The sequence below is a fragment of the Streptomyces sp. NPDC006643 genome, assembly GCF_042870175.1.
Taxonomy (GTDB): domain Bacteria; phylum Actinomycetota; class Actinomycetes; order Streptomycetales; family Streptomycetaceae; genus Streptomyces.
On sequence record NZ_JBIAHA010000011.1, the window covers coordinates 88,031 to 111,855 of the forward strand.

10 protein-coding genes are annotated in these 23,825 nt (G+C 72.2%); 5 read left to right on the plus strand and 5 right to left on the minus strand.

From position 1 onward, the window contains the following. Positions 1-295 precede the first annotated feature (295 nt). Positions 296-5,728: an amino acid adenylation domain-containing protein gene (locus ACFYNU_RS16715; protein ID WP_356584170.1), complete on the minus strand. Its 5,433-nt coding sequence runs from the start codon at positions 5,726-5,728 to the stop codon at positions 296-298. A gap of 45 nt (positions 5,729-5,773) precedes the next feature. Next, positions 5,774-12,931, minus strand: a complete 7,158-nt coding sequence (locus ACFYNU_RS16720) for an amino acid adenylation domain-containing protein (RefSeq protein ID WP_356584168.1) — start codon at positions 12,929-12,931, stop codon at positions 5,774-5,776. Positions 12,932-13,069: 138 nt separating this feature from the next. Between ACFYNU_RS16720 and ACFYNU_RS16725 the strand changes: the two genes are divergently transcribed. Beyond that, complete coding sequence (locus ACFYNU_RS16725; RefSeq protein WP_356584166.1) at positions 13,070-15,385, plus strand: M20/M25/M40 family metallo-hydrolase; 2,316 nt, start codon at positions 13,070-13,072, stop codon at positions 15,383-15,385. Positions 15,386-15,490: 105 nt separating this feature from the next. Continuing rightward, entirely contained in the window at positions 15,491-16,249 is a 759-nt protein-coding gene (locus ACFYNU_RS16730) for a sulfotransferase family protein (RefSeq protein WP_356584164.1), read from the plus strand. Here the strand turns inward: ACFYNU_RS16730 and ACFYNU_RS16735 are convergent. Then, complete coding sequence (locus ACFYNU_RS16735) at positions 16,236-17,783, minus strand: amino acid adenylation domain-containing protein (protein WP_356584162.1); 1,548 nt, start codon at positions 17,781-17,783, stop codon at positions 16,236-16,238. The genes ACFYNU_RS16730 and ACFYNU_RS16735 overlap by 14 nt on opposite strands. A 190-nt stretch (positions 17,784-17,973) precedes the next feature. On the opposite strand from ACFYNU_RS16735, the gene gntD reads away from it, so the two are divergent. The 3 genes from gntD to ACFYNU_RS16750 are packed head-to-tail and all read left to right on the plus strand — an operon-like array spanning position 17,974 to position 20,785. Beyond that, positions 17,974-19,044, plus strand: a complete 1,071-nt coding sequence (gene gntD, locus ACFYNU_RS16740; protein ID WP_356584160.1) for a guanitoxin biosynthesis L-enduracididine beta-hydroxylase GntD — start codon at positions 17,974-17,976, stop codon at positions 19,042-19,044. A 44-nt stretch (positions 19,045-19,088) separates the two neighbouring features. After that, complete coding sequence (locus ACFYNU_RS16745; RefSeq protein WP_023538921.1) at positions 19,089-19,532, plus strand: VOC family protein; 444 nt, start codon at positions 19,089-19,091, stop codon at positions 19,530-19,532. Next, positions 19,529-20,785, plus strand: coding sequence for an MFS transporter (locus ACFYNU_RS16750; protein ID WP_356584158.1), 1,257 nt, complete (start codon positions 19,529-19,531; stop codon positions 20,783-20,785). Before ACFYNU_RS16745 ends, ACFYNU_RS16750 begins: the two co-directional genes overlap by 4 nt. Before the next feature lie 46 nt (positions 20,786-20,831). Here the strand turns inward: ACFYNU_RS16750 and ACFYNU_RS16755 are convergent, their stop codons facing one another. After that, entirely contained in the window at positions 20,832-22,472 is a 1,641-nt protein-coding gene (locus tag ACFYNU_RS16755) for a condensation domain-containing protein (protein ID WP_356584156.1), read from the minus strand. An 11-nt stretch (positions 22,473-22,483) separates the two neighbouring features. Then, positions 22,484-23,824 (minus strand): M20/M25/M40 family metallo-hydrolase, encoded by a 1,341-nt coding sequence (locus tag ACFYNU_RS16760; protein ID WP_356584154.1) that lies wholly within the window; start codon positions 23,822-23,824, stop codon positions 22,484-22,486. Between the last annotated feature and the right edge of the window lies 1 nt (position 23,825).

The following is a 23,825-nucleotide window of genomic DNA, read 5'->3' on the forward strand; positions in this document are numbered from 1 at the left end:
CGGGCAGCTTGCAGTACTGCGCCGTCTCGTACTCGTCGTCGACGAGAACCTCGAAGGCGTCCTGCTCCTGGATGTTCTGCATATTCACTCCCCTGGATATGCGCGGCGAGCCGCGCGAATGGAATGTGCCGCATCAGAGAATCACAGCGAGCCAGCCGGATCAACCGCTCGGAAGAAATCAGTCCGGGATTTTCCATGGGCTCCAACGAGCGCCTTTTCGGAGCAAGCCGAAATACGTAACCACAGGTGGAGCGCCATGATCCACGGTGGTTACGGATTTCGGCATATCCGACTGTCAGGTGTTCTCGCGTTTCCTCACCGGCTCTCGGGATATTCTCCGAAGTGGCGTCACCGATCGAGTACGCGCCTTCGCGCCACGTACCGCTTCCACGAATTCACCGAGTGTGGGGCGATCGAATACGGAATCGATCTCCAGCTCCACGGACATTTCCTGACCGACTCTGTCGATCATGCGCAGGGCAAGCAGGGAATGGCCGCCGAGAAGGAAGAAATTGTCCTGGAGTGCGGGCTGCTCGCCCCCGAGCAGATCCGTCCAGATCGCTCGCACCGCGACGGTGACCGGGTCGGACGGTTCCGGCGCGGCGGATTCGGTTTCCCCTGGCCCGACAGTGCTCTCGACGGGCCGGTACTCCAGCGCCCCGTAGTTGATCTTGCCGTTGCCGAAGCGGGGTATGGCGGCGCTCCGCAGAAGAACGGTCGGGATCATATGACGGGGCAGACGGCCAGCCAACTCCCGCCGGAAGGCGTCATGTTCGGCGGGGGTGAGAGGACCGGGCTCGCCCGTGCCGGAGAGCACCAGATGACCGACGAGGGACATGCCCCGCGCCGTGTCGTGCACCTTGACCACGGCCTCACGCACGCCGTCCACCGCGCGCAGCGCGGCCTCCACCTCGCCGGGCTCGATACGCAGTCCGCGCATCTTGACCTGACGGTCCACCCGGCCCAGATACTCCAGATCACCGTCGGCCGTGTACCGGGCCAGGTCGCCCGTACGGTACAGCCGGGCGCCCGGCGGGCCGTACGGGTCGGGCACGAAGGCCTCGGCGGTGCCGGACGGATTGCCCAGATAGCCGCGGCCGACCCCGGTCCCGCCGACCCACAGGGCGCCGGCCATGCCCTGGGGCACCAACTGCATCCCGTCGTCGAGGATGTAGCCGGTCATGTTGGCCAGCGGCGCGCCGATCAGCACCGGGCGAGAGCGGTCCGACGCGGTGGTGACGCGGTAGATGCTGACGTCGTCGGCGCATTCGGTGGGACCGTAGGCGTTGTACAGCTCGACGCCCGGGCAGGCGGCGAGCCACCGGTCGGCGGTCTCCCAACTCAGCGCCTCACCACCGGAGATCATGGCGCGCAGCGCGTGCGGGTTGTCCCCGATGCCCGCCTCCAGCAGGGCGGCCACCACGGCGGGGACGACCTCCATAAGAGTCGTGCGGCTCTCGACGACGACCTCCCGAAGCCGGGCCGGGGACAGCGCCTGCCGGTCGTCCAGCACCCGGAGCCGGCCGCCCACCATCAGCGGCGCGAGGAACTGCCACAGCGAGATGTCGAACGTCGCGGGCGCGGTCTGGCCCACCACGTCCTGCGCCGTCACGGAGAAGTGCTCGATCATCTGCCACAGATGGTTCGTCAGCCCCGCCGCCGTGACCGTCGCCGCCTTCGGCACACCGGTGGAACCGGAGGTGTGGATGATGTACGCGGCGGAGACCGGCGACACGGACGGCGCCGGGGTGGACGGAGCCGACGGGACGGACGGGGCCGAGGAGCCCGCCTCGCCCGGCCCGGCGCACACGGTGTCGAGGTCGAGCACCGGCAGGGGTTCGCTGTCTCCCCCGGCCTCCGGCAGGCCCTCCATCAGGGCCTGGCCCCGGGCGTCGGCGACGACCGCGACGGCGCGCAGCGTCCGCAGCATGTCCGCGATCCGGCGCGGCGCCTCACGGGTGCCGATCGGTACGTAGCAGGCACCGGTCTTGTGGATGCCGAGCAGCACCGCGAGGAAGGAGGCCGAACGCTCCGCGCACAGCACGACGTTGGTCTCCGGGCCGGCACCCGCCGCGCGCAGCCGCCGCGCCACCCGGTTGGCCCTGGCGTCCAGCTCGGCGTAGGTCAGTCGTTCGGTGCCGTCGTCCACCGCCTCGGCGTCGGGGGTACGGGCGACCTGGCGCTCGACGGTCGCGACGTAGTGCTCCTCGCGTGGGATGACCGGTCCGGCCGACAGCGCCAGGAGGTCCTTGGCGCCCTCCTCGTCGACCAGCGGCAGCAGCGCCACGTCCACGTCGGGCGCGGCCACGGCGGCGGTCAGCAGCGCCTGGTAGGCGCTGAGAAGCCGCACGGCCTGCGCACGGGGCAGCAGCGCGGTGTCGTAGGACAGCCCGAAGAGGAGGGAGTCCGTGAACTCGGCCACGTTGAGCCCGATGTCGGACTGCGTCGTACGCTCCGGCACCGGATGGGCCCGCACCGTCGCTCCGTCCAGGGCGAGCACCGCGTCGGGATCGCCGAGGACGACGCCGACGGCGCCGCGGTCACCCGGCTGGGTGGTGGTGTAGTGGCTGAACATCGCCTGGAAGACCGGCGGGGCGCCCCCGGCGCGGTCCGGGTTGAGATGCCGGGTCAACAGGGCGAACGGCATGTCCTGGTGGTCGAGGGCGTCCAGCATCCCGTGATGTGTCTCGGTGGCGAACTCCGCGAGGGGCGTGCCGGTGGCGAAGGCGGAGCGGACCGGCAGCACGTTGACCAAGTAGCCGACCTGGTCCACCAGGTCCGTCCGGGTCCGGCTGTTCACCGGCACACCCACCACCAGATCCGACTGGCCGGTGATCCGGTGCAGCAGCACCTGGAACGACGCGAGCAGCAGGTTGTGCAGCGTGGTGCCGCGGTCCCGGCTCAACCGGCGCAGCGCGGCGAGGAGTTCGGGTGAGCCGTCGAAGGAGACGGTGGCGCCTTCCGGGCCGCGCCGGCGGGTGCTGCCGGGCAGCTCCAGCACGGGCAGCTCGCCGGCCAGCCGCTCCTTCCAGAAGGTGAGCAGTTCATCGCCGCGCGACTGGAGGGCGGACTCCTCCAGCGCGGCGGGCGAGGGCCGGCCCGGCTCGGTCTCCGGCCAGTCCGCGCGGTCGTCGTACGCCTCCTTGAGCTGGTCCAGGACGACGGTCAGGGAGGTGAGGTCGCAGACGACGTGGTGCAGAGAGAGCACCAGGACGGTGTCCTCGTCGCGGTGCAGCACCGTCGCCCGGACCAGTTCGTCGCGTTCCAGGTCGAAGGGGCGGGTGGCCAGTTCGTCGGCCCTGTCCTGGACCCACCGGTCGTCGCGTCCCCTGGCGTCGACGGACTCGACGCGCAACTCCCGGTCCCGCGCGACGGACGCCTCGGGGACGCCCCCGGCCGAGCGGAGCATGAGCCGCAGGGCGGGATTGCGGCGGACCACCGACCGCAGCGCGGCGGTCAGCCGGTCGGTGTCGAGGTCGCCGGTGAGCAGGAACGCGCGCGTGACGTTGTACGCGTACGAAGCGGGGTCGCTGCGCTGGAGGAACCACAGGGCCCGTTGGGCGTGGGTGAGTTCATAGGTGCCACTTCCGCTGTCCGGCCCGGCGTCCTTGTGCGGCTCCGTGTCCTCCTGGGGGCCGGCGGCGGGCGTCGTCCCGGCGCGGGCGGCCTCCGTGAGGGCGGCCTCGGCCAGGGCCGCGACCGACTCGGCGCGCAGCACCAGGGTCTGGCGCAGCCGTACGCCCAGCAGGTCTTCCAGCTCCTGGAGGACCCGGGTCGCCATGAGCGAGTCCATCCCCAGGGACGTGGGGGCCGTGCCGGGCTCCGCCGGGGTGCCGGTGAGCTGTTCGAGCCGCTCGCAGAGGGCCAGGGTGAGCAGCGCGGGCCGCTCGGCCTCGGGCGCCTCCAAGGCGGACCGCCCACCGGGCAGCCCGTCGCGTACGCCGCGGGAGTCGGCCCCCGTGACCGTCCGCGACCAGAGCATCGGCAGCTCCTTCGCGAGGAACCGCTGCCGGGCCAGATGCCGTTGAACCTTGCCGCTGGAGGTCTTGGCGATCGCTCCCTGCGGCAGCAGCGCGACGGTACGGGCCGTGACCCCGTACTCGCGGGAGAGCACCTGCCGGATCCGGCCGGCCAGTGCCGGGTGGTCCTCTTCGGGGGTGCCCGCGCGGACCTCCTGGACCACGACGACCGCCTCCTCGCCCGCGGCGTCGGCGGGCAGTGAGAAGACCGCGCCGCAGCCGGGCCGGAAGGCGGGGTCGGCCGCGGCGACGTCGACCTCCAGGTCCTCCGGGTGGAGATTGCGGCCCCGGTAGATCACCAGGTCCTTCATCCGGCCCGTCACCTGGAGGGAGCCCTCGTGCAGGAAGCCCAGGTCGCCGGTGCGGACGTAGCTCCGGCGGTCGCTCTCCGCCTCCCCGGCCGTCCCGGCCCCGTCGGCCGCCTCCGCCTCCGCCAACTCGGCCCGGAAGGTGGCCTCGGACGCCTCCGCGTCGCCCCAGTAGCCGGCCCCGGCGCTCTCGCCGGCCACCCAGATCTCACCGATCCGCCCGTCGGGCAGCGGTGCGCGGGTGGCCGGATCCACGATCCGTACGGCCGCGTGGTCCAGCAGCCCGTACGCGATCAGCTCACGGCCGCCGTCCACGTCCCCGCCGGCGTCCGCCACCACCGTGGCGTGGCCCTGCTCCAGGGCGGACACCTCGTACGTACGGCTCGCGCACTCCTCGACGGCGTCGGTACTCGCCACCAGCAGCGTGACCTCGGCCAGCCCGTAGCAAGGAGTGTGCGTCGTGGGCCGGAAGCCCACCTCCCCGAACGTCTCGGAGAATGCCCGCAGGGTGCGCGGCGCGACGGGCGCGGCGCCGTTGAAGGCCAACTTCCAGCAGCTGAGGTCGAGTCGGGCCCTCTCCTCGTCCGTCACCTTGCGCAGGCACAACTCGTAGGCGAAGTTCGGGCCGCCGCTGATTCCGGCGCGCTCCTCGGAGATCGTCTCCAGCCAGACGGCGGGGCGGCGCAGGAAGGTCAGCGGATCGAGGATGACGGAACGGGCCCCGGTGCACAGAGGTTGCAGCAGGGCGCCGATCAGCCCCATGTCGTGGTGCAGCGGCAGCCAGCTGACCACCGTGTCGTCGGGGGTGACGCGGAAGCTGCGGCGGATGGCCGTCTCGTTGTCCATGAGGGCGCCGTGCGTCACCATCACGCCGCGCGGCGCCTTGGTGGAGCCGGAGGTGTACTGGAGGAAGGCCAGGCTGTCCGGGCTCAGCGGGTGGTCCGGGGCGTCGTCGCCCGCGGCCTGGTCGATCAGGTCGATGTCGATCCAGGGGACGCCGTCCCGCAGACCGGCCAGCTCGGGAAGCTGCGCCAGGTGCTGGGTCAGCGGCGACAGCGAGAGCACCAGGGCCGGTTCGCAGTCCCTGGCGACGTTGAGGACCCGCCGCACGGAGGACTCGTCCACGGGCATCGGCAGCGGTACGACGACGACGCCCGCCGCGAGGCAGCCCAGGAAGGCGGGCACGAACTCCGCCGCCGTGGGCATGATCAGCAGCGCCCGGTCGCCGGGCCGCACCCGCTGCCGCAGCAGTCCGGCCACCGCGCGGGCGCGCCGGTCGACCTCGGCGAACGTCAGATCCGTCCGGGTCGTCGACAGCGCACCGGGCAGAAACGTCAGGGCGGGCTTCGTACCGCGCGCGGCGGCGTGCTCGCGCACCGCCGAGGGAAGATCAATGAACACGTGCAACCCCGCTCCATCGGTGGGTGGTTGGCGCCGGTCCGTGCCTCATCGCGCGAGCCGCGCCGCGAGCAGCGGTCCGATCTCGGCCAGCGGTTCGGGACGGACCATCGCGCCGTGAGCCGCGTCGATCGGACGCACCTCCAGCCGGCCCGTCACGAAGGGCTGCCAGGACTCGGGCTCCGGCGCACCGGGGAACCGGTCCGCCATGGCCGCGAAGAAAAGCACATCGCCGTCCAGCTTCTTTGGCTCGTACGTGTGTTGAAGCCCCGCGTTCGTCGCGAACGCGCGGGCCATGGCCGTCGCCCCGTCCTGCCCGAAGTCCTCGGTCATGCGCTCGGCGGTGCCGTAGCCGAGCGAGACGGCCGCCTCGGTGAGCAGCCGCGGATCGTCCGGGGACGGCGCCCGGTCGCCGGGGGCGAACGGGTAGCTGTCCAGGAGGGTGAGGGAGCCGACCTCCTGTCCCTCCTCCTGGAGCTGACAGGCCATCTGATGGGCGACCATGCCGCCGAAGGACCAGCCGAGCAGATGGTAGGGGCCCTCGGGGCAGACCTCGCGGATCTCCTTGCGGTACTCCTCGGCCACCTCGGCGACCGACCTCGGCCGGTAGTCCCGGTCCGCGAGGGCGCGTGACTGGAGTGCGTACACCGGTCGCTCCGGCTCCAGATGGCGCAGGAGTCCCACATATCCCCAGCTGATGCCCGCCGCCGGGTGCACGCAGAACAACGGAGGCAGGGCGCCGCCCTCCCGCAGCCGCAGCAGCACGGGGAAGCCGTCCGGCTCCCGGCTGCGGGAACTCGCGGCCAGCCCGGCGACGGTCGCCGCCTCGAACACGGCGCGCACGCTCAGCTCCAGGCCCAGCTCCCGCTGGGCGCGGGCGACGAGGCGGGCGGCGAGCAGCGAATGGCCGCCCAGGGTGAAGAAGTCGTCGTCGATGCCGACCTCCGGGATGCCGAGCACCTCGGAGACGAGCCCGCACAGGGCTCGCTCGGTGGCGTCGCGGGGCGGGCGCCCCGCGACGGTGAAGGAGGGGGCGGGCAGCGCCGCGCGGTCGAGCTTGCCGTTCGGCGTCAGGGGCAGCCTCGGCACGGTCATGAGCACCCCGGGCACCATGTGCTCCGGCAGGACGCCCCGGATCCCGGAGCGCAACTCCTCCAGGTCCGGTTCGGCTCCCTGGGCGGGGACGACATACCCCACCAGCTGTCCGTCGCCCTCGGCCGACCGGCGCACCACGACGGCCGCTTCGGCGACGGCCGGACTCCGGCGCAGGGCGGCCTCGACCTCGCCGGGCTCGATCCGGAAGCCGCGCAGCTTGAGCTGGCCGTCGGCGCGGCCCAGATAGTGCAGCGCGCCGTCCCGGCCCCAGCGGACGACATCCCCCGTGTCGTACATGCGGGTGCCCGCCGGGCCGTACGGGTCGGGCAGGAAGCGCTCGGCGGTGAGATCCGGCCGGTTCAGATAGCCGCTCGCCACCCCGGCGCCCGCCACATACAGCCTGCCGGGCACTCCGGCCGGCGCCGGGCGCAGCGCCGCGTCGAGCACGTACAGGCGAGTGTTCCAGGCCGGAGTGCCGATCGGGACGGGCCCGTCGGCGAGGTCGGAGCCGGGCGCGACGGTGTACAGCGTGCAGCCGACCGTCGTCTCGGTGGGCCCGTACTCGTTGAAGACGGTGATCCCGGGGTCGGTCGCGCGGCGGTGGCGCAGCGCCCCGCCTGTCAGCTGCTCGCCCCCGGCCACCAGGCTCGCGCCGGGGTTGAGGAAGGCGGGCAGTGTCTCCAGCACGGCGAGATGGCTGGGGGTCACCTTGAGGAAGTCGATCCCCTGTCCGGGATCGGCGGCAGCCTCTTCCAGTGAGGCGACCCTGACGCAGCCGCCGGCCATGAGGGGGCCGAACAGTGTGGTGACCGTGAGGTCGAAGGAGACCGGGGAGTGCAGCAGTGCCCGGCCGCTCAGTCCGGGGTAGTGGGCGCGGGCCCAGTGGAGGTAGTCCGTGACGGAGCGGTCGGCCACGACGACGCCCTTGGGGCGGCCGGTGGAGCCGGAGGTGTAGATGACATACGCGGGATCACCCGGGCTCGGCGCGACCGGCGGTGTCACCGGTGTGCCCTCCTCCGTCGCGGCGTCCTGCGGCAGCAGCCGTTCGACGCCGTCGGGCAGCGGCACCGCGCAGTCGGCGGTGGTAAGTACGCAGACGGGATCGGCGTCCCGCAGTACGTCGTGGATCCGGGCCGCGGGGTGGTCGGGCTCCAGCGGGACGAAGCCCGCGCCTGTCTTCAGCACGGCGCAGACGGCGGTGACCAACTCGGCGGAGCGCGGCATCAGTACGGCGACGAGCCGCCCCGGTCCGGCGCCCCGGCGGATCAGCGCACGCGCCAGCCGGTTGGCGGCGGTGTCCAGGGCGCGGTGGTCGAGTGTGGTGACACCGTCGCTGACGGCGGGCAGGTCGGGTGTACGGCGGGCCTGCGCGGCGATGAGGTCCGTCAGCCGCGCCGGCGGCCCGGTCGGCGTCTCGACGGGCCCGTGGCCCGCGGCCCGCAGATAGTCCTCCTCGCCCGGCTCCAGCAGGGAAACGGCGCCGATCGGCCGGGTCGGGTCGTCGGCGACGGCGCGCAGGAACCGTTCGAAGCGACGGCTCAGCGCCTGCGCGGTGGCCAGGTCGAAGAGGTCGGCGGCGCTGTCCAGCACCCCGCTGATCCCGGCGGGCCTGCCGTGGGCGTCCTGGTTCTCCGAGAGGGAGAGGGTCAAGTCGTACTTGGTGGTGGTGGAGCCGACCGGCTCCACCACGGCGTCGAGTCCGGGGAAAGCCAGATCGGGCTGTTCGTTGTTGTCCAGCGCCAGGCTCACCTGGAACAGCGGGTGCCTGGCCAGCGAGCGGGCCGGTTTCAGTTCCTCCACGAGCCGCTCGAACGGCAGGGCCTGGTGCGCGTACGCGTCCAGGTCGCCGCGGCGCACCCGGGCCAGCAGTTCGTCGAAGCCGGGGTCGCCCGAGGTGTCGGTGCGCAGCACCAAGGTGTTGACGAAGAAGCCCACCAGGTCGTCCAGCGACTCGTCGGTCCGCCCGGCGACCGGCGTGCCGATCGGGATGTCCTCCCCCGCCCCCAGCCGGGTCAGCAGCGCGGCGAACGCGGCCTGGAGGACCATGAAGAGGGTCACTCCGCGGGAGCGCGCCAACTCAGCCAGCTCCGCGTGCAGTTCGGCGTCCAGAGCCAGCTCGACCGGCTGTCCGCGGTGGGTGGCGGTGGCCGGACGCGACCGGTCGGCGGGCAGGGGGATCTCTTCCGGCAGCGCGGCCAGGGTGCGGGTCCAGAAGGCGAGTTCCGCCGAGGCGACACTGTCCGTGTCCTCGTCGGCGCCCAGGTAGGAGTGCTGCCACCGGGCGTAGTCCGCGTACTGCACGGGCAGCGGCGCCCAGTCCGGGGCGTGGCCGGCGGTGCGCGCGCCGTAGGCCGTGGAGAGGTCACGGGCGAGCGGGACCGTCGACCAGGCGTCGGCGGCGGCGTGGTGGACCACCACGAGCAGAACATGCTCGGTGGGCCCGACCTCGTACAGATGGGCGCGCAGCGGCAGGTCCGTACTGAGGTCGAATCCGGCCGCGACGGCATCCGCGAGGGCGCCGGGCAACTGCTCCTCGGGGGCTGTGTGCACGGCCAGCGCGCCGTCGAACTCGGCGCGCCGCTGACGCGGTTCGCCGTCCACCACGGACAGGACCGTGTGGAGCACATGGTGGCGCTCGACGACGTCGGCCAGCGCGGCGCGCAGGGCCTCCCGGTCGAGCGGTCCACGCAGCCGCAGGGCCAGGGGGAGGTTGTACGCGGAGCTGTCCGGGTCGAGCCGGTTGACGACCCACAGCCGGCGCTGTCCGTATGAGAGGGGGGCGTGGTCGCTGTCGTCCTCGGTACGGCGCAGCCGCTGCCGGGCGCCTCCGGCGGCGTCGATCCGGGTCAGCAGCCCGGCCGGGGTGGGCGCTTCGAACAGGGCGCCCACCGGCAGCTCCACGTCGAACGCGGCCCGTACCTTGCTGATCAGCCGGGTCGCGAGCAGGGAGTGGCCACCCAGGGCGAAGAAGTCGTCGTCCAGACCGACCCGCGAGAGGCCCAGCAGGTCCTCGTACACCTCGCACAGCAGCCGCTCCCGCTCGGTGCCGGGCGGCCGGGAACCGGCGTCGGCCCCGAAGTCGGGTGCGGGCAGCGCCTGGTGGTCGAGCTTGCCGTTCGCCGTCAGGGGCAGCGTGTCGACCGGTACGACGGCGGCGGGCACCATGTGGGACGGCAGCACCCCCATCAGATGGGACCGCAGGACCGCGGCCCCCGGCGGTTCGGCTCCGGGCTCCGGCACCACATAGGCGACGAGTTGTTCGCCGTTCTCCCCCGTGTGGGGGACGACGGCGGCCAGGGCGACCTCCGGGTGGGCGGTCAGCGCGGCCTCGATCTCGCCCGGCTCGACACGGAAGCCACGGATCTTCACCTGGCTGTCGGCCCGGCCCAGGAATTCGAGCTGCCCGTCCTCCCGCCGGCGGGCGCGGTCACCGGTGCGGTACATCCGGGCGCCGGGCGGGCCGAAGGGGTCGGGGAGGAAGCGGTCGGCGGTCAGCGCGGGGGCGTTGAGGTAGCCGCCCGCCACGCAGTGGCCGGCGAGGAACAGTTCACCGGGCACGCCGAGGGGGACCTGGCGCAGTCCCGCGTCCAGGACATGGGTGCTCACATTTCCGATCGGCCGGCCGATGGTGGGGGTCGGCGACTGGGCGAAGTCGGCCATCGTGGCGAGCACGGTGCCCTCGGTCGGCCCGTACAGGTTGTACGCGCTCAGCCCGGCCGTCTCGCGCAGCCGCCGCCACATGCCGGGGCTGATCTGCTCACCGCCGAAGGCGACGACGGACGGCGTGTGTCCGGGGTCGTCCAGGAGCCCGGCGGCGAGGAGTTGCTCCGCGAAGGACGGCGTGGCGACGATCGCGTCGAGCCGGTGGCGGATCATCAGCCGCGCGGTGGCCGTGGGGTCGCGCCGGGTCTCGTCGTCCGTGAGGTGCACGCTGTGCCCGCCGAACAGCCACAGCAGCCCCTCCCAGGAGCCGTCGAACGAGAGGGACAGCACATGGCAGGTGCGCAGCGGGCGCCCGAGCGCCTCCTCGACGGGGCGGTGGACGACGCGCCGCTGATTCTCGAACAGGTTGAGCAGGCCGCGGTGTTCGACGAGGACACCCTTGGGCGTGCCGGTCGAGCCGGAGGTGTAGAGCACGTACGCGGGATGGCCGGGGCGCAGCGGCGCCGTGCGGTCGGCGTCCGTCGGAGCGGTGGTCGGCCGGTCGGCGAGGTCGGCGCGGGTCTCCTCGGCGTCCAGCACGATCCGCCGGGCTGCGTCGTCCGGTGGGGCGAGGGACGCGGCGGCCGTGGTGGTCAGCACGAGCGCGGGGTCGGCGTCGGCCAGCAGGCGCGCGATCCGTTCGGCCGGATACGACGGGTCGAGCGGTACGTAGGCGGCGCCGGACTTCATGACCGCGAGCATGCTCACCAGGAACTTCTCGTGGCGGTGGGCCAGCAGCGCGACCCGCTGTCCGGGCCCGGCGCCGCGCGCGATCAGCAGATGGGCCAGCCGGTTGGCTCGGGCGTCCAGTTCACCGAAGGTCAGCTCGGTGTCCTTGTGCACCAGCGCCTGCGCGTCCGGTGTCGCCCGGACGGTCTCCTCAAGGACGTCGAGCAGCGTGCGCGTGCCGTGGTCGTGGCGGGGGCCGGCGCTGTGCAGCTCCAGTTGTGCGCGCTCGGCCGGGGGCAGCAGCTCCAGCTCGCTCAGCCTGCTGTCGGGACGGCGGACGGCGGAGGTCAGGAACTGCCGGTAGTGGTCGAGCAGTCGGGCGATGCGGGGGGCGTCGAACAGCTCGGCCGAGTACTCGGCGGTCAGCCGCATACCGCCGCCGGGATGTTCGGCGAAGCCGACGCCCAGGTCGAACCGGGAGGAGCCGAGATCGACCGGCAGCTCCTCCACGAGAACCTCACCCAGCCGCGATCCGCTGCGGTCCGCGTCGGCCTGGTAGAGCGCGTGCTGGAACAGCGGGTTGCGGGACGCGTCCCGTTCCCCGCCGAGCGCCTCGACGAGCTGGTCGAACGGGAGGTCCTGGTGCGAGTGGGCGTCGAGCACCGTCTCGTTCGTCCTGGCCAGCAGCTGACGGAACGTCGGATCGCCGGAGGTGTCGGAGCGCAGCACCACGGTGTTGGCGAAGTAGCCGATCAGGGACTCGATCTCGGGCCGGCTGCGGCCGGTGAAGATCGACCCGACAGGGATGTCGTCCTGGTCCGTCCAGCGGCTGAGCGTCGCCGCGAACCCGGCCAGCATCACCGGCAGGATCCGCACCTGGGCGCGGTCGGCCAACGCGGCCAGCTCACGGCGCAGTTCCTCGGGCCAGTGGGCTTCCGCGTGACCGCCCTGCCAGCCGCGCTCGACCGGCCGGGGCCGGTCGGTGGGGAAGTCCAGGGTCGGCAGCCCGGCCAGCCGCTCGCGCCAGTGGGCGAGGTCCGCCTCCGCCGCGCCGGCCGCGAAGCGCTCCCGCTGCCACACCGCGTAGTCGGCGCACTGCACGGGCAGCGTCGGCAGGTCGGGCCGCCGCCCTGCCCGTACGGCTTGATAACAGTCGGCCAGTTCACGCATGAGGACCGGCACGGACCAGGAGTCGAGCACGATGTGGTGCATGGACAGCACCAGGACGTGGTCGTCGTCCGTGAAGCGGGCCAGGGTGACCCGCAGCAGCGGTCCCGCGGCCAGGTCGAAGGGCCGGGTCGCGACCTCGGCGGCCAGCGACAGGGCGCGTGCGCCCCGGTCGGCCGGTGCGACCTCGCCCAGTTCCAGGGTCTCCGGCACGACGGGGCCGGCCGGGTCGACGACCTGCTCGGGGTCGCCGTCGTCGCCCACGTACCGCGTCCGCAGCACCTCGTGCCGGGCGACGACGGTGTCCAGGGCGGACAGCAGGGCCGCGCGGTCCAGCGGGCCGCGCAGCCGCATGGCGAGCGGGGTGTTGTACAGGGGCAGTCCGGGTGCGAGGCGGTCCATGACCCACATGCGCGACTGCGCGAAGGTCAGCGGCAGCGGGCGGTCCCGGCCGGCCGGGGGGATCGCGTCCTGGGCGGCGGACAGGGCCCGTCCGGCGCGCAGCTCCCGCAGGAGCCGGTCGCGCTGGGCAGGCTCCAGCGACGCCAGCCTGCGTCGCAGATCCTCGCGCATCCAGCCCCTCCCCGCATGTCGGTGGCATACCGGTATCAGAGTGCGAAAGGGCAGGTCGCCGGGGGCAGTCGGGGATAGCACCGACAACCGTGCGCGAGAACGCGCCAGGAGCATGGCAGGAGGACCGAGGAGGGCACCTTGCTGACCAAGCTCATCCCGAAGACCACCAGGCTCAGCTCGCTGCTGCTGGTCGTGGCGCTCGGTGTGCTGGGCGCGCTCGCGCTGCTGCCGCTGCGCAGTCCGGACCCGGTCGGCGCCGACGCGTCCGCCCGCGAGTTCTCCGCCGAGCGGGCCCGGCCGGTGATCGAGAAGATCGCCGCCGAGCCGCGGCCGATCGGCTCGGCGGCCGGTGACGCGGCCCGGGACCACCTCGTCGCGAAGTTCCGTGACCTCGGGCTCGAACCACAGGTGCGGCGGGCGACCGCGTCGGCCGCCGAGCCGGACCAGACGGCGGTGGTGGGGAGCGCGGAGAACATCCGGGCGACGATCCCCGGCACCGACGACGAGGACCGGGTCCTGGTCGTCGCCCACTACGACTCGGTGTTCACGGGTCCGGGCGCGACGGACGACGGAATGGGTGTCGCCACGGTGCTGGAGGTGGCGCGGGCGCTCATGAAGGGCCCGGCGCCGCGCAACACCGTGGAGTTCCTGCTCACCGACGGCGAGGAGATCGGCTCGCTGGGCGCCCGGGGCTACACGGAGTCCGAGGACGCCGCCGATCCGCGGCACACGGTCGTGCTCAATCTGGAGGCGCGCGGCACGGACGGGCGGGTGGTGATGTTCGAGTCGGGCGCGCACACGGCGGGATATGTCCCGGCGCTCTCCGACCGGCCGCCGTTCGCCACTTCCGTCTCCGACGAGATCTACGCCCTCCTGCCCAACGACACGGACTTCACGGTCTTCGAGGACTCCGGGTACACGGGCATGAACTTCGCCGTCGTCGGCGGCTCCGCCCAGTACGACATGGAGTTGGACGATCTGGCCCACCAACGGCCCGAGGTCCTTCAGGACATGGGCTCCACGGTCCTGGCGGCGACGCGTCGGCTCGCCGAGCGGGATCTGGACGTCTCCGGTGGCGGCGACGTCACCTGGTTCACCCTCTTCGGTCTGCTGGCGCGTTACCCGGTGTGGCTGGGTACGGCGCTGGCCGTCGTCGCCGCGGCCGGCAGCGCGGCGGCGGTGTGGTGGGCCCGTCGGCGGGGCGCGATACGTGGCGTGGCCCTGGCCGCCGCGACGCTTCCCCTGCCGCTCCTGGCCTCCGGGGTGGTGGGCTTCCTCGGCTGGCAGCTGCTGGTGCTGATCCGGCCGCACTACGCCGACTTCCTGTTCGGGGACCCCTACCGGCCGGGCCCGGCCGTCGCGGGGCTGCTGGTGCTCACCGCGGTCGTCTGTGTGTCCTGGCTGGTGTGGATGCGGCGCGGCAGGGACGCCACGGCGATCGCCGCCGCGGTGCTGTGCTGGTCGGCCGCGCTGACCTTGCTGACGGCCGTCTTCGTGCCGGGCGCGGGCTATCTGTTCCTGTGGCCCACGCTCTTCGGGGCTGCCGGGCTGTTCTGGGCGGTGCGGCTGCCGGAGGGGTCCGTCGGGCTTCCGTGGGCCCTCGCGGCGGGGGCGGTGCCGGCTGTGGTGCTGTTCACGCCGCTGCTGGCCGTGCTGTTCCCGACGGCCGGACTCGCCTTCTCCGGTGCGGTGCTGGTGTTCGTCGCCCTGATGCTGCTGCCGGCGCTGCCGGGGCTGCTGCCCCTGCCGGTGCGGCGTTCCGTGCCGGTGGCGCTGGTGACGAGCGCGCTGCTGGGCTGTCTGCTGGTGGGCGGCGGCGCGGCCGTGGACGGTGTGGACGAGCGGCACCCCGCGCAGGCGGACCTGATGTACGTGCACGACGCGGACACCGGCGACAACAGCTGGTACGCGGGGGCGGGCTCCGACAACGACTGGGTCGGGCGGCATGTGCGCGGTGAGCGGACCGAGGTGGCGGACAAGGTGCCGGCGCTCGCACAGCCGGGCGGGTACCGGAAGGGCCCGGCGGAGGCCGGGAGCACGCCCGTGCCGGTGGTGCGCGTCGAGGAAGGCGAGGAGGGCGCGGAGAGCGGCGGGGTGCGGGAGGTCCGTCTGCGGCTGAGTTCCGAGGGCCCCAGGGCCACCGGGATGTCGCTGTACGCCGCCCCCGGCGCCGCGAAGCTGCTCGATGTCACGGTCAACGGCGAGAAAATACCCGGCCGTTCGAACCGCCCCGGCGAGTCGCGCTGGGCGTGGGGCTGCCATCTGGTCGCGCCTTCGGACGGCCCGTTCGAGGTGGTGCTGCGGATCCGGGGTACGCAGAAGCTGCCGCTGCGCGTGTTCGCGTACGCCGCCGACGCCCCCGCCGACGCGTTCGCCGCGTCCCGCCCGAAGGACCTGGCGTGGACGCCGTCGGGATTCGGGCACGCCGTCGGTATGCGCGGCGTCGAGGTCTGACCGGACGACGAACCACCTGACCGGCGAACCACCTGACCGGCGAACCATCTGACCGGTGAACGACCGAACCACCGAACGACGAACTACGTACGAAGGAGACGCGACGTGAGCGAAGTCGACAGCGACGGCAGCGAAGGCGGTGCCGGTCCGCGGGTGATCGCCCTGTGGAGCGCGCCCCGGTCCCGGTCGACCGCGTTCTTCCGGTCGGCGGTGGAGCGCGGGGATCTGATGGGACTGCACGAGCCGTTCTGCAACCTCAGGGACTTCGGCGAGACGACGGTGGACGGTCAGACCGTGCGCTCGACGAAGGCGCTGATCGCCGCCATCCGTGAACTCCCCAGCGCGCAGCGGGTGTTCCTGAAGGAGACGACGGACTACCGCTACCCCGAGGTCGAGGCGGACAAGGAGTTCCTGCGCGAGGTCCGGCACACCTTCCTGATCCGCCGCCCGGCGGAGGTCGCCGCCTCCTTCTACGCGCTGAAGCCGGACATGTCCCGGGAGCACATCGGCCTGGAGTACATGCACGAGTTGTACGACACGGCCCTGGCGACCGGTCAGCGACCGGTCGTGCTGGACTCCGACGACCTCGTCAACCACCCGGCCGAGATCATGGCCGCCTACTGGGCCGAGATGGGTCTGGAGCACCGTACGGAGGCGCTGAGCTGGCAGCCGGGCAAGCGCGAGGAGTGGGCCCGCTCGGACCGCTGGCACACCGACGTCAGCCGCAGCAGCGGCTTCACCAAGGCCGCCGCCAGCTACGAGGTCACCGTCGAGAACAACGCCACGCTCGCGGAGTTCGCGGCCCACCACGAGCCGTACTACCAGAGCCTGTACGCCAAGCGGCTCACCGTCACGCCTGGCTGACGAGGTCCCGCAACGCGCGCCGGTCCACCTTGCCGTTGGCGGTGAGAGGCAGTTCCTCCACCGCCACGGTACGGGCCGGGATCATGTACGAGGGCAGATGCGGGCGGGCGTGCGCGCGCACCTCCTCCGTGGTGGGCGCGTCACCGTCCACGACCAGGAAAGCGACCAGGGTGGGGTCCTCCCCACTCCCGACGAGGTCGACGACGGCTCCCCGGACCGCCGGGTGGCGGCGGAGCACGGCCTCGATCTCCCCAGGCTCGACCCGGTGGCCGTTGACCTTCAGCTGGGTGTCGACCCGGTCCAGGAACTCCAGATGTCCGTCCGGGCGCCGCCGTACGAGGTCGCCGGTGTGGTAGAGCCGGGCGCCGGGCGGCCCGTAGGGGTCGGGGACGAACCTCTCGGCGGTCAGCGCGGGCCGTCCGTGGTAGCCGCGTGCCACGCCCACCCCGCCCATCAGCAGCTCGCCGGGCTCGCCCACCCGGACCGGGTTCCCCCGCTCGTCCACCACATGGGCCGTCAGGTTCTCGATGGGCCGGCCGATCGGCGGCAGCGCGTCCCCCATCCCGGGCGGGCACAAGTAGTCGGTGGACGTCACGGTGACCTCGGTGGGGCCGTAGGTGTTACGGACCTGCCGGTGCGGCGCCTGGAAGCGGTCGGCCAGCTCCCCCGCGAGGGCCTCTCCCCCGATGTGCGCTGCCCGCAGGTCCGGCAGACCCGCCGGATCCAGCAGCCGGGCCACGGCCGGCGGGATGTCCATGAGGGTGACCTTCTCGTCCCGGATCAGCGCGGTGAGCGCCCGGGGGTCGAGCAGCGTCAGCCGCGATCCCTGGACGAGCGTCACGCCGTTGCACCAGGCGGCGAAGAAGTCGAAGACGCTCACGTCGAAGCTCGGGTTGGCGAACTGAAGGATGCGGTCCGGGGGCTCCAGCCGGTACTCCCGCCGGCAGTACTCGGCGAGGTTGACCACCGAACGGTGCTGCACCAGGGTGCCCTTGGGCAGCCCCGTCGTGCCGGAGGTGTACAGCAGATAGGCGAGGTTGTCCGGGTGGGCGGGAAAGCCCGGGTCGTCGTCCGGCTGCGCCGCCAGCGCGGCGGCCACGGAGGCGTCGTCCAGCCGGACGGGCAGCACGTCGTCCGGAAGCTTGTCGTACGCGTCCCCCGCCGTGACCACCACCTCGCAGGCGGCGTCGCTCACCAGATACTCCAGCCGGCCGCGCGGATGCTGGACGTCCAGCGGCAGATAGCCCGCGCCCGCCTTGAGGATGCCGAGCAGGGCCACGGGCAGGTCGAGTCCGCGGTCCAGCAGGACGCCGACCACGCTCTCCCGTCCGACGCCCAGCCGGTTCAGGTGCCGGGCCAACTGGTTGGCCCGCGCGTTCAGTTCCGCGTAGCTCAGCTGCCGTCCCTCGAAGCGGGAGGCGGCGAGCGTGGGGCGTTCCTTGACCCACCGCTCGAAGACCTGGTGCACACACAGGTCGGCCACCTCGCCGTACTCCCGGACCGTGTCGTTCCAGCCGCCCTCGTGGTCGTACACAGCTCACCCCTCGCACACACCCGGTTGACGCGGTGATGGTGACAGGGCGCGGCACGCGGCAGCCATCGGGAATCCTCCTGACTGTGTCCGCGCCCCCGCCTCGCACATGCTCGGAATCAACATTGTCCGGCAACCCAAGAGATTGCGGGACCGGGGCGGGGAGGATGAAGTGGGCGGTACCCAGGCTCGGATGGCCGAGGCAGCGTTGAGCGATCTGAACGGCATGCCCTATCTGCGGCTGAGCACGGCGGAACACATCGAGCTACGCGCCTTGGCGGAGACATTCGTCAAGGAGCACGCGGTGGAGCGGCCGGAGACCTTCGAGGAGTTGCTGGGCGAGCTGGCGGTGTACGCGCACCGGCTGCCGGAGCGGCTCCGTGCGGTGCTGACCGAGTTCCGGCTCACCGGGCGACCGCACGGCGGGCTCGTTCTGACGAATCTGCCGGTGGACGAGACGGCGGTGGGACCCACGCCGGGCGACTACACGGCGGTGCCGGGCGGCGCGGAGGTGACGACCGCGACGGCCGTACTGCTGCTGATCGGCTCGCTCCTCGGCGATCCGTTCTCCTATCTCTCCCAGCAGCGCGGCAAGTTGGTGCTGGACGTCTTCCCCATAGCGGGGCACGAGGAGCAGCAGCTCGGCTCCAGCTCCGCGTCACTACTGGAGTGGCACAACGAGGACGCCTTCCACCCGCACCGGGCCGACTGGGTCATGCTGCTGTGTCTGCGCAACCCTGACGCGGTGCCGACGATGTTCGCGCCGGTGGTGGATCTGAAGGTGCCCGACGAGCAGCGTGAGGTGCTCTTCGAGGAGCGCTTCGTGATCCTGCCCGACGAGTCGCACACGGCGGCGTTCAACTCGGAGACCACCGGTTTCGACGCGAACAGCCGGCAGGCGGACGCGTTCGCGCGGATCCAGCGGATGAACCAGACCCCGGAGCGGATTTCGATCCTCAGCGGGGACCCGGAGTCGCCTTACGTGCGTATCGACCCGGCCTTCATGCAACATGGCCTGGACGACCCCGCCGCGGAGCAGGCCCTGGAGGCGACCATCGAGGCGTTCACGGCGTGCATGAAGGATGTCGCGCTGACCACCGGTGAGCTGCTGATCATCGACAACAAGCGCGCGGTGCACGGTCGTCGTCCCTTCCAGGCCCGTTACGACGGGACCGACCGCTGGCTGCGACGGATCAACGTGAGCGCGGACCTGCGGAGTTCGTCCGGACGCCGTTTCGGCGCCCATGGACGTGCCTTGGTCTGAGCCGGTCACGGCCGTGCTGCCCCCCACCGACAAGGAGTTCGTACGTGCCCACCTTCATCCGGCACCTCACGATTGACTGCGCCCCTCCGTATCTGCCACTTGAGGTGGCGACGTTCTGGAGTCAGGTTCTCGGCCTCCCGATCGACGAGGAGGACGAGCCGGACGACGACGAGAGCTGCGTTCTCACCCCGGAGGGTCATCCCGACCTGCTGTTCGTCCGGGTGCCGGAGGGCAAGACGGTCAAGAACCGGATCCACTTCGACCTCGCTCCCGAGCTTCCTCGGGACGAGGAGGTGGAGCGGCTGACGGCACTCGGCGCCAAGATCGAGGACGACCGCCGTAAGCCGAACGGGCGAGGGTGGGTGGTCATGACCGACCCGGCGGGCAACGAGTTCTGCATCGAGGGCAATCCGGCGGAGTACGCGGCGGCCAAGGCGGCGTACGAGGCGGAGCAGGCGTCGAAACAGAAGGCCGCCGATCCGTCGTGACCATCGCCGCCAAGCCCGCGGGCAAGGAACGCAGCCTCGTACGCGACCGCGACTTCCAGCTGTTCTGGGGTGGCGATCTCGTCTCCCAGCTCGGTGCGGAGATGATGCTGTTCGCCCTCCCGCTGGTGATGGTGAGCACCCTGAACGCCTCCGGCACCCAGATCGGGTTGCTGGAGGCGTTCTACACGATTCCTTTCTTCGCCCTGCCGGTCTTCGTCGGGGTGTGGCAGGAGCGCAGGGCGCGGCGGCCTGTGATGATCGTCGCCGACCTGCTCCGGGGCGCGCTGGTTCTCACGATCCCGGTGGCCGCGGTCCTCGACCGGCTGTCGCTGGTGCAGATATATGTGGTCGCGACCCTGGTCGGGGCCCTGACGGTGGTCTACGACATCGCCGCCAGGTCCTATCTGCCGCGGTTCGTCCCCGACGCGTCCCTCGGCTCGGCCAACAGCAAGCTCACCACCGATCAGGCGGTGAGCGCGACGCTGGGTCCGGGGCTGGGCGGCTGGCTGGCCGGGATGTTCAGCGCGGCCGGCGTGATCTTCCTCAACGCGGTGGGGTACTTCGTCTCCGCGCTGGCCCTGCTGTCGATGCGGCACCGGGAGGAGGCTCACGAGCCGGACCCGGCCGAGTCGCGCAATCTCCGCCGGGAGCTGGCCGAGGGCTTCGCGGCCGTCTTCCGTAACCCTCCGGTGCGGGCCATCGCCCTGCACGCGGCCATCTACAACATGGGTGGCTCGCTGGTGAACGTCGGCTTTGTCGTCTACTTCGTCCGTGATCTGGGCATGAGCCAGTTCGCGTTCGGAATGGTGGGCGTGGTCGGCGGCGTCGGCGCCATCTGCGGTGCGCTCGGCATCCCGTTCCTCTTCGACCGGATCGGCTACGGGAAGGCGCTGCTGGTGGCGCTGTTCTTCGGCACCTGGGCCTACTTTCTCCTGCCGGCGTTCGCCGGGCCCGACTCGGCGGTGTATCTGGCGTCGGCCGCCGGCTTCTTCTTCGGCTTCGGCGGGTCCACGGCGGGCAGTGTGATCGCGGTGACGGTGCGCCAGAAGGTGACGCCCCCCGAGCTGCACGCCCGGATGAACGCCACCTACCGGCTGATCAGTTTCGGTTCCATTCCGTTCGGCGCGGTGATCGGCGGCGTCCTGGTGGACGGGATCGGCGCCCGCGAGACGCTGTGGCTGGCACCGTTCGTGCTGTTCGCGTCCGTGGTGCCGGTGGCCACCCGCACGATGTGGAAGCTCAAGCTCAGCTGATCCGACCGGGGAGCGGCCCTGACGACGGTCGCCGCCAGGGGAACGGTCAGAGCAGGTCGGCCAGTTCGCGGATGGTGTGCTCGCCCAGCACCCGCTCCATGGGAAGTTCCACCCCCTGCTCACGGGCCCGCATGACGACGCGCACGGCACGCAGCGAGTTCCCCCCGGCGGCGTAGAACTCCTCGTGCACCCCGACGGTGTCCCGCTCCAGCACCTCGGTCCACAGCCGGGCCAGCATGATCTCCGTCGCCGACCGGGGCGCCTGCGCCGGACCGGCCTGCCGCGCCTGCTGCGTGGCCGGCTCCGTCTCGTCCCGTCGCACGTCCCGTGTCTCGTCCGCCGGCGCGGCTGCGCGCTCCTCGGCCAGCGGGCAGGGCAGCGCGGAGATCCTGGTGCCGGGGGCCATGGCGGCACCCCGCAGGACGGCGGTGACCGAGCGGGCCAGCAGATCGGCGGTCTCCTGGGTGAAGAGGTCGGCCTGGAGCACGACGGCGCCGGTCAGTTCGTCCCCGTCGCCGTCCAGGTCGACGGTGATCTCGAAGTGGGCGCGCTCCTGGAGGAGCGTGGTCGGCTCGATGGCCACTCCCGCGGCCTCCGCGCCGTCCGGGAGCCAGGTGTTGTTGACGGCGAGCATCGTCTGGGTGAGTGGGGTACGCCCGCTGCGCCGGGGCAGCTTGAGCGTCTCCACCAGCAGCTCGAACGGCACGTCGGCGTTCCCGTACGCGTCCACGCACCGGCCGCGCACCTGTCCCAGCAGCGCGGTGAACTCGGGATCCGCCGAGAGATCCACCCGTACGGGGACGGTGTTGACGAAGAACCCGACCAGGGATTCCAGTTCCTCCTGGCTCCGCCCCACGAAGGGCAGGCCGACCACGACGTCGGGGCTCCTGGTCCAGCGGGCGAGCACCACCGCGTACGCCGCGAGGGCCACCATGAACGGGGTGACATCGCCGGTGTCGCCGGCGACCGCGCGCAGTTGGCGCACCATCGCGGCGGGCAGCCGCAGCGGCGCCTGTACCGTGCCGCGGCCCGGCGCCCCGGCGGGGACGTGATCGGTCGGCAGGGCCGGCTGTGCGACGTCGGCGAGTCGCGCGCGCCAGTGGTCGAGCTGGCCGTCCAGCTCGCCCGTGTCCAGGCGTTCCTTCTGCCAGGCGGCGAAATCGGCGTACTGGACGGCGAGTTCGGGCAGGACGGCGGACAGGTCCTCGCCGCGCACGGCCGCCTCGTACAGCTGGGTCAGTTCCGCCAGGAGCACGCCCAGCGACCATCCGTCGGCGACGGCGTGGTGCACGACGACGGTGAAGAGATGGTCGTCGGGCCCGGTGCGCGTCAGGCGGCACCGTACGAGGGGGCCCCGGCCCAGGTCGAAGGGGACGGCGGCCAGTTCGCGCGCCTCTGTCAGCGCCATGTCATGGCTGTCCGCCTCGTGCAGGGGCAGCGCCAGCGGCTCCGCCTCCCGCACCACCTGCACGACCTCGGCGCCCTCCAGTTCCAGGACGCTGCGCAGCACCTCGTGCCGGGCCACCACCTCGCTCATGGCGGCGGCCAGCGCCGCCGTGTCGAGGGGGCCGCGCAGCCGGAGCCCGACGGCCTCGTTGTAGAGGGGGGTGTCGGGGTCGATCTGCTCCAGCAGCCAGAGCCGCTGCTGGCCGTACGAGGCGGGCAGGACGTACAGGTCTTCGGTCATGGTGTCCTCGCTCAGCGGTAGTCGCGCAGCAACTCGGTCAGTAGCGACGTGCCGAACTCCAGGGCCTCGACGGGGATCCGCTCGTCGGCCGTGTGCAGGAGGGTGCGGTGCTCGGCCCCGGCGGGCAGGTTCATCGGCAGCCAGCCGTAGCAGCGGATGCCCAGCCCGGCGAAGAATCCGGCGTCCGTAGCGGCCGGTGTCACCATCGGCAGCGGTACGGCGCCGGGGTCGGCCTTGCTGGTCAGCTCCGTCAGCAGGTCGTAGAAGCCGCCGAACATCGGCTCGGTGATGCGGTCCTGACGTACCGCCAGTCCTTCGACCAGCAGGTCCAGTTCGGCATCGGGGCCGATCAGGGCGCGGATCTCGGCCTCGAACTCCTCCCTGGTGTGCTCACCGGGCAGGATGCGTCCGTCCAGCTCCGCGCTCGCCTCGCCCGGAAGTACGTTGATCTTGTCCCCGGCCCGGATGACGGTGGGGTTCACGGTGTGCCGCAGGACCGAGTCGAGCTGGAGCGCCGCCGCCTGCGGGAGCCCGGCGGGGGGCGCGTCGGTGGGGTCGTCGCGCAGGGCACGTACGGCGGTGGCCAGTTCTTCGGGGAGCGCCTGGGCCACATCGGTCAGCATCCGCCGGGCGGCGGGGCCGAGATGGCGCGGGAGGCGGGCGCCGGAGAGCCGGGTCAGCAGCGCGCCGAGCTGTCCGGCGGCCATGCCGGGCGGCGAGAGGCGGGAGGCGTGCCCGCCGGGGCCGCGCACGGTGGCCCGGTACCAGCAGGCGCGCTTCTCGGCGACGACGACGGGGTGGATACGCAGGCCGGCCAGGTCGAGCCCGGCGCCGCCCTCCTCGCCGATGCCGTAGCGGATGCCGCTGAACAGCTCGGGGTGCTCGGCGGTCAGCCAGCGGGCACCGTTGATGCTGCCGTGTTCCTCGTCGGCGACGACGGCCAGCACGACGTCACCGGCGGGCCGTTGACCGGACTCGTGGAGCCGGGTGAGGGCGGTCAGCATCATCGCCAGGCCGCCCTTCATGTCGACGGCGCCGCGGCCCCACACCTCGCCGTCGATCAGTTCGGCGGCGAAGGGCGGGTGCTGCCACCGCTGACCGGTGACGGGGACGACATCGCTGTGGCCGTGCAGCAGCAGCGGTGGCGCGACGCCCCGTCCGGGGAAGCGGACGATGAGGTTGGCCCGGTCCGGGGTGCGGCCGAGGACCTTGAGCTTCAGCTCCTCGCGGTGGGCGAGCCGGGCCGTCAGGTAGTCGACGCAGGCGCGTTCGTTGCCGGGCGGGTTGGTGGTGTCGATCCGGATGAGGTCCCGCAGCAGGGGCAGCGGGTCCGTCGTCAGTCGGTCGGCCATC